Source organism: Marinoscillum sp. (genome assembly GCF_040222955.1).
Lineage (GTDB): Bacteria > Bacteroidota > Bacteroidia > Cytophagales > Cyclobacteriaceae > Marinoscillum.
In genome coordinates this window covers 548349-563987 of record NZ_JAVKCA010000007.1, presented here as the reverse complement: position 1 = coordinate 563987, position 15639 = coordinate 548349, and the positions used below count along the sequence as shown (strand labels likewise).

The window sequence follows — 15639 nt, the reverse complement described above, 5'->3', positions numbered from 1 at the left end:
TGATTTGGAATAATAAAATGGTAAAAAACCAGTTTTTCACGTGACAAAGAAACACAGAAAGCCTCAGAAACATTTTTGCTCAACAGCCATTTTAACAAATATTATGAAGTTACTTTTTATGAGAACAGATGTAACTTTCTCATGATTTTAAACGACAGGCCCATGATTCAATCTGAATATTTAAAGAAAAACCCATTTCTCTTCTCGTTCGTTCCTATGTTTTACATGGTGTGGGCCGATGCCATTCTCACGCCCAGTGAGATTCTGAAGATCAGGGAACTGATCGAGCAGCAGGTCTGGATTACTCAGAAGGAACGCACCTTTTTGCTTTCCCACCTCGATCCTCAGCACCCACCAACACCTGGTCAGCTGAAAGAATGGCTTTTCGAAATCAGGCGGGTGTCACAGGACCTCACCCCACAGATGAAGCGTAGTTTGGTGGATATTGGTATTGAGCTTGCCCGGCTGAATGCCAGAAATCAGGATGATAAGACTTTGGAGGCTGCCAGGGCCCCACTTACAGATATTGAAGAGGCACTGGGGATTCTGTCCAGAGAAGCGGCCTTTCACCTAAGGTCACAGGAGCGAACTACCCAGACTGGGGGACAGCAAACAGAGGCTCATTTCGACCCGGACAAAATGAGTGAACTGCTGGATGGAAAAAACAGGGTGGTGATCAGAAAGGTCAAGACAATACTCTCCGATCCGGAGTTTGAATATTACAAAGGAGAAAGTACTGCGGAGTATCGGGAGCAAGTCTTAAAATGGTGTCAGTACCTGGCGGACCAGGGATTTGGTAGTATGGCCTATCCCGAGGCCTTTGGTGGGCAGGATGACATGGCCAGTTACTTTGCCATCATGGAGACACTTTCTTATCATGACCTGAGCATGGTCATCAAGTTTGGCGTGCAGTTTGGCCTGTGGGGGATGAGTGTATACTTTTTAGGTACAGAAAAACACCATCAGCGGTACCTCAAGGATGTAGGTTCTTTGGAGCTTCCGGGCTGTTTCGCAATGACTGAGACAGGCCATGGCTCTAATGTGAAAGGCATAGAGACCACTGCCACCTATCATCATAGTAATAAGACCCTGGTGATCAATACACCACACCATGGTGCTGGCAAGGAGTATATTGGAAATGCCGCCGTGCATGGCCGAATGGCTACCGTTTTTGCCAAACTGATTATCGATGAGGTAGACTATGGGGTGAATGCCTTTGTGGTGCCACTAAGGGATGAGGAAGGTAACACGGTTAGTGGGGTGCTTATAGAGGATTGCGGGCATAAGATGGGTCTGAATGGCGTAGACAATGGCAAGATCTGGTTTGACCAGGTGGTGATACCAGTGGAGAATATGCTGGACAAGTTTGCGTCTATCGACGCTGACGGGAATTTTAAAAGCCCGATTACCAGTGATAACAGGCGATTCTTCACGATGCTGGGTACGTTGGTGGGAGGCAGAATTGGCATCCCGCGCTCAGGTCTTAGCGCCATGAAATCGGGGTTGACCATAGCTATCCGATACGGAGATAAGCGCCGCCAGTTTGGACCTGAGAATGGGGCAGAAGTACCTATTCTGAATTACCGAACTCATCAGCGGAGACTCATGCCGTTGCTGGCAGAAAGCTATGCCATCCACTTTTCACTACAGTACCTCACCGATCGTTTTTTGGATCGAAGCGAAGAGGATATGCAGGAAATAGAAGCGATGGCCGCCGGACTGAAATCATTTGCCACCTGGCGAACGACCCATGCCCTGCAGGAATGTAGAGAGGCTTGCGGGGGTAAGGGGTATTTGTCTGAAAACCGAATAGACCGACTTAAAAATGATACCGACGTATACACTACGTTTGAAGGAGATAATACTGTACTGATGCAGCTCGTGGCCAAAAGCCGTTTGTCAGAGTTTAAAAAGGAGTTCTCGGATATTAACCTTTTTGGGGTGCTCAGCTATGTGGCCTCACAGGCTAAAACGAGTCTATCGGAAATGAATCCGATCACCGTGCGCAATACAGACCCTGAGCACTTGCTGGATTTTGAGTTTTATCTCAATGCATTTCGCTATCGCGAACGTGACATACTCACTTCGGCGGCCCGACGCATCAAGAAGCACCTCGATAATGGCATGGATTCTTTTGATGCTTTTAATCAGACGCAATACCACATGGTGAATGTGGGCTTTGCGTACATTGAGCGACTGATTCTGGAGCAATTTATTGCTCAGGTGAGAAAGACCGAAGATGAGGGCTGCAAGTCAATCCTGACGAAGCTGTGTCAGCTCTTTGCATTGTCTCAGATGGAAAAAAACAAAGGCTGGTACCTGGAACATGATTACATGGCAGGAGCGAAGACCAAGGCGATTCGTAAAATGATCAATCAGCTTTGCCTGGAGGTAAGAGAAAATGCCGTGCCGCTCGTCAATGCCTTTGAAATACCGGAGAGCTGCCTGGCCGCGCCCATTGCCACCAAATGATTTAATGCACTCGTCTGATCTGGAGAATGTGATGTTCCATGTGTTCCACATAGTCGGTCATCAGAAACTTCAGGTCCGAAGTGCTGTAATCTGCGAATTGTATTTGATAAGACAGCGTGGATTCAGTTTGTGCTGCCATCAGGATCCCAATCCGGCGATTGAGTGCTTTCCAAAGAGTGAGCAATTCCTGTAGCTCAGCGTGCTGATAGTCATTCACCAGCACCAGGTCGTCCTGACGGTAGTTTCTGATCAGGTAGGGTTTCTCAGCATACTGAATCTCAGTAAATCGCTGCAGATTGTTGATGGCCGAATCAATCAGATGCCCCAGGATTTCTCTTTTGGACCACTTGTTGGGTGCCGGTTTTTTGGAAAGGTCCTCCGGAGTACAGCTACTCATGTAGCGCTCTGTTTCAGCAAGGAGGCGCTCAAGTTTTTGTATGCTTTGGTTCATACATCTATAGTTTTAATCCAGATTGGCTTCAAATTTAGCCAGCAGTCTGGTGGTTTTAGCATTCAATTTTTTCTTAAAAAACCCACTCCACCCAATGAGGAATCCTGAAAAGCCCATGGCCTGCCGAGCCCAGCGGTGTAAAGGAAAATGGTCAGTATGCTGTATAATTTTGCCATCCTTTAGGCGGAAACTGGCTTCGATAATGTTGTGAACGCGCCGCCCTGTCTGGCTGAAGGTGTAATGCGCTTCCCAGTGGGCTTTTCCTTTCTCCTCGTCTTCTTCTATTCCGGAAAATACCACCAAAAAATCTTTGCCCGTCTGAGTCTTGCAAAGCATTCGCCACATATTACCGGCATGGACGCCTTTAAGCACTCCAAATGCCGGATCTTCAAAAGTCACATCCGGATGATAGCATGCAACCATGGCTTCTGCATCCAGCTTTCTGAAAGCTTCGTAAAATTGGAGGATCACGTTCATGATTTTTGTTTGAAAGTTAATCCATTAAGTAATGCAATTGCTTGTGAGCGCATTATATAATGGTTTATCTCAAATCATTAATAAGGTATGGGCAAAAATATTTGACGTTTTTATCTATTTGGCTATTTCGTTAGTTTCTTCTTTGATATGGGCCCTCGTTGTTATAATTTGATGAATAATTTGCATTTTCCAGCAAACAATGAAGACAACCCAACCAATTTTTTTTGTCTTATTTATGATTGTTTCCTCTACTGCATTTGGCCAATTTTATTGGGTCGGGGACGGTGGAAACTGGAGTGACTATTCCGCGCATTGGGCTACCACCTCAGGGGGAAGCACTTTTCATCCCAATGTGCCTGGCGCAGGTGATGATGTTTTTTTTGATGCTAATTCGTTTACCATAGGAGGTCAGATAGTTACACTTGATCAGGTAGGTAGTGTAAATAATATCAGTTTTAGTGGTGTGACCAATTCTCCTACGTTTACAGGGAGTAATGATATGACCATAGCCGGGGATCTCACATTGGATGATGATCTCACTTTTACGGTTACTGGCGATATGACTTTTTCTTCAAGCGGAAATATTACGATTGAACTGGGGAGTATCGCGAGATCACTTCCCGACTTTTATTTTCCCAATACTTCGGGTACCATTCAAATCAACACAGGAAGCTCTGCAAATACCACAGATCGAGTGGTTTTCGGTGCTGTCACCGTTTCTACTGCTGGAGTTACTTTTACGGTAGAAGGCAATAATGTCAACAGCAATGCCAAAACTTTTGGGGAGATTTCCCTTCCGGCAAACTGCACTTATAACATAAGAGGCCCAAATGGAAGTGGATTTGGAGCTGGTGACGGAAACGTTTTTTCGGGTGACTTTATAGTGGGGGCCAATGGAGATGGAAACTTCAGAGGTGATTATACGGTTTTTCAGGGGAACGTTGATTTGGGGGCCAATGGAGAAGTTAGGTGGCAGGATCAGGTGGAATTTGATTCACATTTGACCATTGAGGGATCCTCTGGTAGCGATATTCTATTTAGTCAGAATATGGAGCTGGATGGTGATTTGAATCTAACCGGGAGCACCACTGTGGTTTTCGACCGAACAGCTACCATTGGAGGAGATATTGTGGTTACGACGGGCACGGTCTCATCCATCAGAATTGACAGAGCCACTACGGTGGCGGGAAACCTCACCGTAGGCACAGACGCTATTCTTTCGTTTACAAATACCAGTGACAATAGTCCGTCTTTGAATATATCAGGAACTGTTGATCTAAGTGATAATGTGGTTCTGACGTTGGGTGATGGTGTAGATGCACCCTACACCATGGGCAATATTACCTGTGGTTCGTCGGTTGACCTTACTTTTGATAATGGTGCTGAGAGTGTATCCCTGGCAAGTCTCACGATGGGAGATTTTAATATTGTCAAGTTTAACAGTGCCGGCAGTGGAACCTCTTTTTCAGGAAACCTGATTTCAAACGGGGATTGTTCCAGTTGGAGAACAATAAAATCTAATACACCAGGGGTACAGGCCAATCTTTCCTTTAGTGGGGTTCAGACTGTGGATGCGAATGTGATCCAGGACATTGCAGTGTCAGGAGCTTCCTTCACGGACAATTCAGGAATTGATAAAGGCAACAATTCAGGAATCACATTCAGTGGCAGCCACTCACCAGCTAGTCTGTATTGGATTGGAGGAAACTCTGGCAACTGGTCTGATGAAGGCAACTGGTCGACAACCAGTGGAGGATCCTCTGGGATATGCATCCCATCAGGTGCGGACAATGTTTATTTTGATGCGAATTCCTTTTCCGGGGTTGATCCATCTGTGACTTTGGATTTGGCACTAGCAGAAGTACAGGATATGGATTGGTCTGGCGTGAATACGGCTGTAAGGTGGGAGGGATTGGCCACCAACTCGCTTTACCTCTATGGTGACCTGATTCTGGATGCCGATGTGACTTCAAACTATCTGGGAACCATTGTTTTTACCATGTCTTCTGCCACTACCAATTACCTTACCAGCAATGGTGTCTCGTTGATGGGAACTGTCGAGTTTGATTTCTCCGGAGGTACCTGGACGCTTGTGGATGATCTGGATATCAATGGAGATGATGCCAACCTGACGATTACCAATGGAACGTTAAGCGCGGGAAGCAATACCATTTCTCTGCAGAATAATTGGACAGTATCTGCAGGAGGAGCTTTTACAGCCGGAACCGGTACAGTTTTATTTGACGGTCAAAATTCAAGCGGAGATCAGGAGGTGGATGCCGGAAGTAGTTCGTTTTATAACCTAACCATTGATAGACAGAGTAGTGGTGGCAGCTCTGCTATCGCATTGTTGTCGGATATTACCATCAATAACGATTTAACAATACAGAGGGGACGGTTGGAGGATGATGGCTTTCAGATTACCGGGAGTGCTGGAGGTACTTTGACGATTCAAAACGGTGAATGGTTAAGACTTGGATCAAATACCGTGGCCACTTTATTTCCCATAGGGTTTGGGAGTCTGAGCCTGAGCAACCAGAGTATCGTGGAGTATAGGAGCAGGGTAGATCAGGATGTGGAAGGAGGCATCACCTATGGTAGAATTTTCATGGCTGGAGGCGGGAATGCTTCCAGGTCCAAAGTGCTACAGGGGCCTATCACTGTGAACGGTGAGTTGCGGATCGATGACTATAACGATTTCTTTGATAATGGCTATCAGATAACCGGAGCTTCAGGCCAAACTTTCAGAATGGACGCTAACAGCTCATTTACCATTGGTACGAGTAGTACTACTACTCAATTTCCTACAGGTCATGATTCTTTTAATATTGATGCCAATTCAGAGATTATTTATGCCTCCGGGCAGGATGATGCCCAGGTGATCAAAGCACTGAATGGAGGGGGAAATAGTAGTTATGCAAATCTCACACTAACGAATGCTTCCGGTGTTCAGCGGATCAAAGCGCTTGGGGGTGATTTAGATATTCGTGGTGATTTAAATATCGGGGATGCCAATACGATGGATCTGACAGCTAGTAATTACACTTTCGATCTGGAGGGTGACCTTTTGATAACCGGGTCAGGAATGATCGATTTTCGCAATGGATCACTCATTCTTGATGGGTCTGCACAACAGGTTTTGGATTTCGGTGGGAGTACACCACTCATCTACGACCTGATTGTGAATAATGCCAGTGGTGTGATCCTGGCAGATAATTTAACAATTGAAAATTCGGTCGATCTGCAGAATGGGATTGTAACCCAGCAGGGAGCAGAGATTATTACCATGAATGCCGGATCTTATATAGTCTCGGTTTCTGATGCCAGTTTTATTGATGGAGAGATCGAAAAGATTGGAGGAACAGCATTTACTTTTCCGGTAGGAGATGGAGGGTCATACAGGCCCATAAGCATCTCGGCTTCTGGTACCGCTACGGATGGATTCCAAGCGCGCTATTTTGGTTCCAGCCCACACCCTTCGTATCCCATCAACTCCAGAGAACCCGGCTTAGAAAGGGTAAGTGCCTTAGAGTACTGGACGCTGAATGTTACCAATGGCAGCCCTACTGTGGATGTCACGTTAAGTTGGGATGCACAGAGCGAAGTAGAGAAACTGGATGACCTGCGGGTTGCTCATTGGAATGGTTCGAGTTGGGATAATTACGGAAATAACGGCACGACCGGAAATGAGACTGATGGTACTATCGTAGCATCCGGGGTGAGTTCGTTTAGTCCCATCACCCATGGATCCTCGTCATTAGATAATTCATTGCCTGTCACCTGGCTGTATTTCATAGCAAAGAGGAACCAATCTGAGGTGGTCGTTAAATGGGGGACAGCATCAGAATTGAGCAACAGTCACTTCATTATTGAGCGATCCCAGAATGGTGAAAACTGGAAGGAATTGGGTAAAGTAATCGGGCAGGGGAACAGTAAAGAGAAGGTTCATTACACCTTCTCAGACCAGCAACCCCTTTCGGTAAATGCCTATTACCGAATCAAACAGGTTGATTTTGATGGGAAATATGAGTATTCGGAAATAAAAATGGTTGACGTTTTGAGTATTGGAGACCAACTAAGAATCTATCCAAATCCGGCTCAAAATGTATTGACCGTACAATCAGATGACTATGTGTTGAGACTTGAGATATTCGATTTGGCCGGGGTATCTGTCATGCAATTACCGGAGGGCTTTTTAAGTCGGGAAATCGATGTTTCGGAACTGGACGGAGGTTTGTACATCATCCATGTCAAATATCAGGAAGGATACGCTACCCACAAACTGATCATAAGCAAATGATGTGGTTTTTCTAATCTTCTTCAAGCCTGAGTTTTTTTCCGATTATAACCACTTGCAACCATCAGTAAAAAGCTCTGTCGTTCTTTGTGATACCCTGCGTTTCTTTGGAGATATAAATGATCCCCAAAATGAAAAAGCTTCTGATACTTTGTGGTGCCCTGGCCATGAGCACACTGATGACGGCTCAGGATTTGCCTGAGATGACCTATGATATTGACATTAGTCAAAATCTTGACACTTTTTTTGTGACTCTTTCACCAGCCTCAGCTTTAGATAAATCGACAAACATCTATCAGTTTGCAGCGACAGCTCCGGGCACCTATCAGACCATGAATCTGGGCCGGTTTGTTAGTTCGTTTCGTGCTTTCGACAAGAAAGGAAGGGAGCTATCAGTGACCAGAAAGTCCGTAAATCAATTTGAAATAGACAAGCCTCACAAGCTCACCAAAATCACCTATCAGATGGCCGAAACCTTTGATACGCAGGTGGAGGACTTCCCTGTGTACCTAATGTGCGGCTCCTCCATAGAGGAAGATCATGCACTCATCAACGCACATACGATCATGGGGTATTTCGAAGGTTACCAAAAAAGCCCCTTGAGAATATCTGTCAAAGGAAAAGATAACTGGAAGGTGGGGACGGCACTTTCCAGGAAGGATGGTTACTTCTTGGCTTCCAATTTTGATCATGCTGTGGATTCTCCGATTTTGATGGGTGAGCTTTCTTTTGCGGATACCACCATCGCCGATACTCCCGTAGAGATTTATACCTATTCGCAGCAGGGAAAATTTGACTCAAAAAGCCTGCTCACAGGTATGTCGGATATGCTGGATGCCACACTTCAATTTTTGGTAAAGCTTCCTGTGGACAGATACACGTTCCTGTATTTTTTCGAACCAGATCCTATAGGAGCCACCGGTGCCTGGGAGCACTCTTACAGTTCGGAGTATGTGCTGGAGGAGAAGGAGCCCACACCCGAGTATATGAGAAGTGTGACGGATATTGCTTCACATGAGTTTTTCCATATTGTCACACCCCTCAATATCCACAGTGAAATTGTAGAATCGTTCAATTTCGTAAGCCCGACACCCTCTGTCCACCTTTGGATGTATGAAGGAGTGACTGAATGGGCATCAAATATGCTGCTTTACAGGGGTGGAGTAGTGCAGGAGGAAGATTATCTGCAGAATGCTATTGCCTATAAGATTTTGGTGGATGAGAAGTACTTTGATGAATCCTGGAGCTTGAAAAAACTGTCGGATGAGTCATTCAATGGTGGCGAGGCCTCAAGACAATATGCTAATATCTATTTCCGTGGTTCTTTGGTGGCAGGTCTTTTGGACATCAGACTTCTGGAGCTCTCGGGAGGGCAATCAGGCCTGCGTGAACTCATGCTAAAATTGATTGATCAATACGGCAAAGGAAAGCCGGTTTCAGAAAAGACTTTTTTTGATGACCTCACTGCCATGACGTATCCTGAAATCAGGGACTTTTTCGATCAGTACATTTTGGAAGCCAATCCGCTACCACATGAGGAGTATCTGGCTAAAATAGGCCTGAAACTTACGAGAGGTGAGACCGGTTTCAGTGTTACCAAAATGGAGGAGATGGATGCCAGTCAGAAAATGCTTTTTGAAGCCTGGAGTAAGAATCTGTGATTTTGCTTTTTAAAGGTCATCGAGGATGACTACTCGGCTCTATTGATACTAAAAGCACGGTTTTCTTTGTTGAATCCTACTTTGGGATAGTAGTCCATGGCAGTTGGTACTGAAAGAAGCAAAATCATACATTGATGGCTCACCTTATCCCGGGTCATTTCAATCATTTTTCTACCAATTCCTGATTCCTGATAATCCGGGCTCACGGCCAGGTCTGAGAGATAACAACACCATACCCAGTCAGTAACACAGCGACAGATTCCAACCAACTTGTCTTGATCCCACGCAGTGATAATCAGGTCTGAATTTTCATACATTTCGACCATTCTGCTTCGGTCCTGGATGGGCCTTGGTAGGCCTGATTGCGCATATAATTTGATGATTTCATCAATTTCCGGTATTCGGTCATATTCGTAATTAAGAGCCATGTCTTTTATTGGGCATAAACGTTGGAGACGGAGAGTTGATCATAAAGAAAGCGGAAAATTCTCTTGTCGGAAAGGGTCATGAATAAATTAGTGAGCCAGACGAAGAAATAAAAAAAGGTTGCCCCAATGAGGCAACCTTTTAGTCGATAGTATATGAGATTTGATTTACTCTTTTAGCAGTCTAAGTGTTTTTGGTTGAGAGGTATTGACCCTCAGGAGATAGGTACCCGAAGCCAGGTGTTTCATGTCCAGTTCCTGACGCCCGTCGATGGTGTCGATGACCCACTTTTGACAGATTCTGCCACTTACATCTACCAGTTCCAATTCTCCTGTTCCGGACAGCCCTGAGATGATGACCTTGTCATTCACCGGGTTAGGATAAAGCACCAGATCAGAGAGGGCGTTCAGTGCAGTGCTTTCCGGTGCCCATCGAGCTCCGGAATTGCAATTACCAACCACAAAACTATGTCTGGAGGCGGAGGTGTTATTTTCTCCTCCCTGAGGCAAACTGTAAGTATAGTAGAAGTAAATGGTCTGACCAGCTGCCGCATTGATCTGGTAAGGTGTATTCGGACTTACCATATATCCGGGGTAATTACCTGTGGGAGAGGTGCCATAGTAAAGGATCGTGACGTTGTTGCCCACACCGCTCACTGAAGGCACAAAAGTGATGGTCGGGTTAGACGCATCTGACGACACCTCAGCCGTGTAATCACCTGTGGAGGCTGTAAACGTACAGCCACCCCCACTTGAAGTATTCACGGTAACCGTTGCATTGCCGGACACGCCTTGTGAGGAAGCCGTGATGGTAAATGACCCGGCCGAATTGGCGGTATATAGCCCCGATCCGTTAATACTCCCTCCAGTTGCAGACCATGCGGCGGACACACTCATTGGGTTTCCGTTTTGGTCAAAACCCTGAGCGGAGAACTGCTGGGTATCATTTAGCTCAAGGGTAGCAGAAGCCGGAGATACAGTGATGGTGGTGAGTACGGGGGTAGGGGTACTACTGCCGCAATTACCTACCTCAAATGAGTGCCTGCTCGCTGAGGTATTGTTTTCTCCACCCTGAGGCAAACTGTAGGTATAATAGAAGTAAATGGTTTGTCCGGCTGCTGCATTGATCTGGTATGGAGTGTTTGGCGAAACAATGTAGCCGGGATACCCACCAGTAGGGGACGTACCGTAATAGAGAATGGTCACGTTATCACCCACACCACTCACCGACGGTATGAAAGTAATCGTAGGGTTGGGGGAATCAGAAGATACCTCAGCTGTGTAATCTCCGGTAGATGCCTGAAAAGAACAGCCTGTTCCACCACCACCGGTCACAGAAATGGATGCAGTTCCTGAAATGCCCTGAGCGGAAGCGGTCACAGTGAAACTACCAACAGAACTACCCGTGTATAGTCCGGATCCATTGATGGAGCCGCCATTGGTGGTCCAGGTTGGGGACACGCTCATGGGGTTGCCATTCTGATCATAACCCTGTGCGGCAAACTGTTGGGTGCCGTTCTGACTGATGGAAGCACTTGATGGGCTCACTGTAATGGAGGTGAGCACCGGAGCCTGGCTGTTGACTGACACGTTTGCAGTGCCTGACACTCCGCCGGATGAAGCGGTCACTGTGAAGTTACCAACCGTAGATCCTGTGTAGAGGCCCGAGCCATTGATGCTCCCACCATTGGTACTCCAGGTAGGTGTCATCGCTATGGGGTCCCCGTTTTGATCATAACCCTGTGCGGTGAACTGCTGGGTGTCGTTTTGCGCGATCGATGCATTAGCAGGGCTCACCACTATGGTCGTTAGTACCGGTGTAGGGGTACCATCATATTCAAAAGTCATTCTGCCGAGGTTGAAGCCACCGTTACCGGCACGGACTCTGATCACCTGAGTACCTGCCCCCAGTGCTATACCAGTAATGTCCTTATTGGTATAATTGGTCCAACTGGCGTCATTCATGGTCACCGTGATGTCTTCACTGATTTTGGTGCCGTCTTCGCGCTCAAACCAGAACGGACCACCGCCTGCAGCGTTGCCCGAGGTATAGCGAATCTGGACGTTGTAGTTTCCAGACTGAGCCACGTTCACCGTGTATTCCAGCCATTCTCCGGCATCAATCCATCCGACGGTAAATCCTTCACTGGCCGTACTGCCGGCATCTACCGCTTCACTTTGTCTAAAGTCTCCTTCATTCCATGGAGTGGCATCGGAGTAAGAAATACCCTGGCCGCTTCCACCTTCAAAACTGTCGTAATAGCCAGCCTCCACGGTGCCGGGGATGGCTGCCGGGGTGCCAGTATAGGGCAGTTGTGAGCCGACTTGCACCCGAACCACATTTGAAACGTTCAGACTGGTGCCCACATATACCTTCGCGTAGTAGCTGACCAGGCTGGCTGGTACATTACTATCTGTTGCGGAGTAGGGAGCAGAGGTATCTGTGCCAACGAGTAGGCTTCCACGGTAGAATTCTACTTTGGTAATACCGCTTCCTGAGGTGGAGGCACTCAGCGTTACGGACCCATTGGCTGGAATCTCACTGGCACTGGCTGAGATGGTGGCTGTCGGTGTGATGTCCCGGTTGGTCACCATGGTACGACCAGGCACACTGAGGTTGAATCCATCAGAAAAATGAACGGTCATAGTGCTGGAGCCGTAGTTGTGGGCTACATACGTTTTTACACCATTTTTATTGAATACTGCCGAAATGGGATAGTCTGCCGTCACTTCTTCCATCACTTGTCCCATGGCATTCATGGTATGCAGCCAGTGATAGGTCTGGGCATCCGATATGCCAAACTTGATGTTTCTGTCGGGATACGCATTATATAAGCTTATGGCCTGGGCCGGGTCTAAAAATGAAAGAAAGCTCCAATACGTGTCATACCACAGGTTATCATTCGATACGTTGTTGAGTACATCCGTTTTGGCGGTCATGCCGTTCCATACTTCCTGTACATAAGCCGTATTGTGCCCCATGTAGAGCGCCCCGCCATGGATGGGGTAAAGCTGGATGCCATAAGACGCGGCAATGTCCTGTGTCCACCAGGTGCCATTGTCATAGCCGCCACCCCAGATGCGGGCTACCATCTCATGCTGGTATTCGGGCTGAAAAGTGCGGTCATTCTGATCGAACCAGTACTCTTCTATAGCGGACTGCTCTGTGGTGTAGAGATAAATACCCAGGTCTCTCACCGCATCATTTCCGGTGACCGACCCCCAATGGATCAGGGAGGAGTTGAATTGCATGGATTCTGAAGTGGATTCCTGATCATTGCCGAAAGGCTCTGTAGCAAAGCCATTGGCCCAGCAGTGGCCTGCAAACGGGCTGAAGTTTCTCAGAAATGGGAACATAGCGTCTGTTCGGGAAGGGTTGGAGGCATCGCGGATCAGGAGATCTACCATGCCACCCCATTGGGCAGCCCAGCCTGGCTGATACTGCTCTATGGCTGCTGCGGCGTGGATAAAATAGCCCCAGTGAAAATGGTGATCGTTTAAGTTTTGGTCCTGGCGGTGCCCGGCAGGATAGCCAATCATGGTCTTCCAGGTATCATTATAGTAAAAGAGAAAAGCCACTTCGCCACCTTCCGCCTGGAACCAGTCTTCCAGTCTGTTTTTAACGGTATTGACCAGTTGGTCACGGGCTTCTGTATGTCCGATCTGGTCTGCCAGGTGAGCGACCTGAATCAGGCGATTCATGGCCTGCCCTTCATTGTAAGAGTCTGTCCATTCTGCCAGCCCGTCGTTTTTGATGGCCTCTATTTTCTGATAGAGTGCTCCGGGATCAAATCCATTGCTGTATTTCCCCAGGTCGGGCAGAGTGGGCAGTATTCCTCCGAACTTATTGGCCACCGAGAAAGTATTGCCATGAAGCAGTTTTAATTCGCCACGCACCGTGGGATAGCTCATTCCAGTAGGCTGGGCAGATCCTGAAGCCAGTCGTGACCATTGGTGTGGGAGCAGTCCTTGCACGAACGTATTGTTTCCCCCTTCTTTTACATCCGGAGTGATGGTGAAAGTGGTTGTGACCGTACCGGTGGACTCATTGTAACTGTAGTCAGAGAGGGTATTGCCGGGAAAGACAAAGGCGTGTGGTTCCAAAGCCGCAATGGCGGTATTCACATCAGCACCAGGTGGTAGCATGGCCATGGACCAGTAGTTCTTGCCGTTCAGGCTGGAGGTGTACTGTCCACCACTGCCGGACCATACCGTACCGGCAGGGCCGAAAATCACGAAGTTGGCGCCGTTGTAGTTGTTGGTGATGATGATTTTGTTTCCACTGACAGTGGCTCCGGAAGGATTATGGTTCACGGAAACTTTTGCCACGTCACCGCTGCCTTTGGTGAAATAGGTAAACGGCATGCCAATACCCATAGTGGCGTTAAAGCTTTTTCCGGCACCGGCCCAGTTCATGGTGACAGTCCAGTCTGAATGGTTGGATGCTGTGGACTGACTGGCACTGAGACCGTTCACGCCCATGACTATGCCATTGACATCACCCATGGGCTGGCGGTATTCTGTGGGGCCAGCTGCGGGAGGCACCGTGTAGTTGATAACCAGGCCACTGCTGAGCGACTTATAAGACAAAGGATAGTTAAACGCCTGCCCGCCATGATCCACTTTGATCATATTAGAATACCAGTCGTTGGTAGGTACAGGCTTGGTGCCAGCGGTTCCGGAAAGCTGCGGAGATCCACTGGGAAAGGTATTGCGTCCCGCGGCATCTGTGCCGGGAAATACGGTGGTGTAGCTACCACTCCCCACCGGGACGGTTTGTGCACTCGGATATAATAGTAAAGAGGAAATAAAGACCAGCACGAGCCAGGTCGTTTTCCAGAATTTGGTTGGATTGTTCATAACATTGGTTTTAGTAAGTGATGGTTGAGATAAGGAAAGCCGTAGTTGATTTAAGGTTTAGTTTATTTTTAATATATCGCAAAATGCGACTACATGAAATCCTTATTTTTATGGTTTTTATTTTTTGTTGGTTGATTTTTTAAAATTACTCTAATAAATCCCTGAGGGGTGGAGAACACAACACATCAATACCACTACATGTGGTACATCAATACTACATCATGGGGGCAGTGAAGTACCCGGAGGAGGAGTTTTGGTTAAAAATGTAAAGTTTACTTAGCTTTTTGTCTAATAAGTTTGATAATTTGATTCGCTTAAGCTTTATTTGTGTCAAATAAACTTGACTAAAATTAAAATTTACTTGACTTATGAATAAGCAATCTCAAAATTGGAAGCAGGTCAACAAGCGAAATACAGCGAATCTGGCTGTATGGACACTGGCCTGGACCCTCACCATGGCGGTGGTTTCCTTTGGTCCGAAATTCATTTGGGGAAATGATGCTACCTTATCATTGATCGCAATCCTGATCAACACTGCCATAGGCGTGGGAATGATTTTGGCGAATAAGAGACATCTGAATGGATTGGATGAATTGTACAGAAAAGTGCAGCTTGAATCGATGGCTTTGGCACTGGGCGTGGCAGTAGTAGGGGGGCTGAGTTACTCCATGCTGGATGTTGCCAATGTGATAAGCTTCGATGCAGAGATTTCACACCTTGTGATTCTGATCGGTCTCACTTATTTGGTATCTACCGTGATCGGTCTAACCCGTTACAAATGAAAAATCGAATCAAAGTACTACGAGCAGAGCGGGACATCACCCAGGCCCAGTTGGCTGATGAGCTGGGGGTATCCAGACAGACGATCAATGCGATAGAAAAGGGAAAGTTTGATCCCAGTTTACCGCTGGCCTTCAAATTGGCAGGCCTGTTTCAACTGTCCATTGAGGAGGTCTTCCAATATGAGGAATAGAATTTTCGGGTGGGCTTGCCCAC

The 15639-nt window shown here is 47.0% G+C and carries 9 protein-coding genes; 5 read left to right on the top strand and 4 right to left on the bottom strand.

The features are described 5' to 3' along the window. The first annotated feature begins 162 nt into the window (after nt 1-162). Nucleotides 163-2472, top strand: a complete 2310-nt coding sequence (locus tag RIH33_RS04605; protein WP_406654006.1) for an acyl-CoA dehydrogenase — start codon at nt 163-165, stop codon at nt 2470-2472. A 1-nt stretch (nt 2473) separates the two neighbouring features. On the opposite strand, the gene RIH33_RS04600 is transcribed toward RIH33_RS04605, so the two are convergent. Together RIH33_RS04600 and RIH33_RS04595 are read right to left on the bottom strand one after the other, a co-directional pair. Further along, nucleotides 2474-2923 carry a DinB family protein gene (locus RIH33_RS04600; protein WP_406654005.1) on the bottom strand — a complete coding sequence of 150 codons (450 nt, stop codon included), beginning with the start codon at nt 2921-2923 and terminating at the stop codon, nt 2474-2476. Nucleotides 2924-2935: 12 nt separating this feature from the next. After that, entirely contained in the window at nt 2936-3400 is a 465-nt protein-coding gene (locus RIH33_RS04595) for a nuclear transport factor 2 family protein (protein WP_406654003.1), read from the bottom strand. Between the two features lie 235 nt (nt 3401-3635). Between RIH33_RS04595 and RIH33_RS04590 the strand changes: the two genes are divergently transcribed. Together RIH33_RS04590 and RIH33_RS04585 are read left to right on the top strand one after the other, a co-directional pair. Next, the gene (locus tag RIH33_RS04590; RefSeq protein ID WP_406654002.1) at nt 3636-7700 is read left to right on the top strand and encodes a T9SS type A sorting domain-containing protein; all 4065 of its coding nucleotides are present in this window, start codon (nt 3636-3638) and stop codon (nt 7698-7700) included. Nucleotides 7701-7828: 128 nt separating this feature from the next. Next, entirely contained in the window at nt 7829-9358 is a 1530-nt protein-coding gene (locus RIH33_RS04585; RefSeq protein WP_406654000.1) for a peptidase, read from the top strand. Between the two features lie 29 nt (nt 9359-9387). On the opposite strand, the gene RIH33_RS04580 is transcribed toward RIH33_RS04585, so the two are convergent. After that, nucleotides 9388-9786, bottom strand: coding sequence for a GNAT family N-acetyltransferase (locus tag RIH33_RS04580; protein ID WP_406653999.1), 399 nt, complete (start codon nt 9784-9786; stop codon nt 9388-9390). 165 nt (nt 9787-9951) lie between these two features. Beyond that, nucleotides 9952-14643 (bottom strand): glycosyl hydrolase, encoded by a 4692-nt coding sequence (locus RIH33_RS04575; RefSeq protein WP_406653998.1) that lies wholly within the window; start codon nt 14641-14643, stop codon nt 9952-9954. Between the two features lie 368 nt (nt 14644-15011). On the opposite strand from RIH33_RS04575, the gene RIH33_RS04570 reads away from it, so the two are divergent. Together RIH33_RS04570 and RIH33_RS04565 are read left to right on the top strand one after the other, a co-directional pair. Further along, nucleotides 15012-15425, top strand: coding sequence for a hypothetical protein (locus RIH33_RS04570; RefSeq protein WP_406653997.1), 414 nt, complete (start codon nt 15012-15014; stop codon nt 15423-15425). Further along, the gene (locus RIH33_RS04565; RefSeq protein ID WP_406653995.1) at nt 15422-15616 is read left to right on the top strand and encodes a helix-turn-helix transcriptional regulator; all 195 of its coding nucleotides are present in this window, start codon (nt 15422-15424) and stop codon (nt 15614-15616) included. The genes RIH33_RS04570 and RIH33_RS04565 overlap by 4 nt, the downstream gene beginning before the upstream one ends. Nucleotides 15617-15639: the final 23 nt, after the last annotated feature.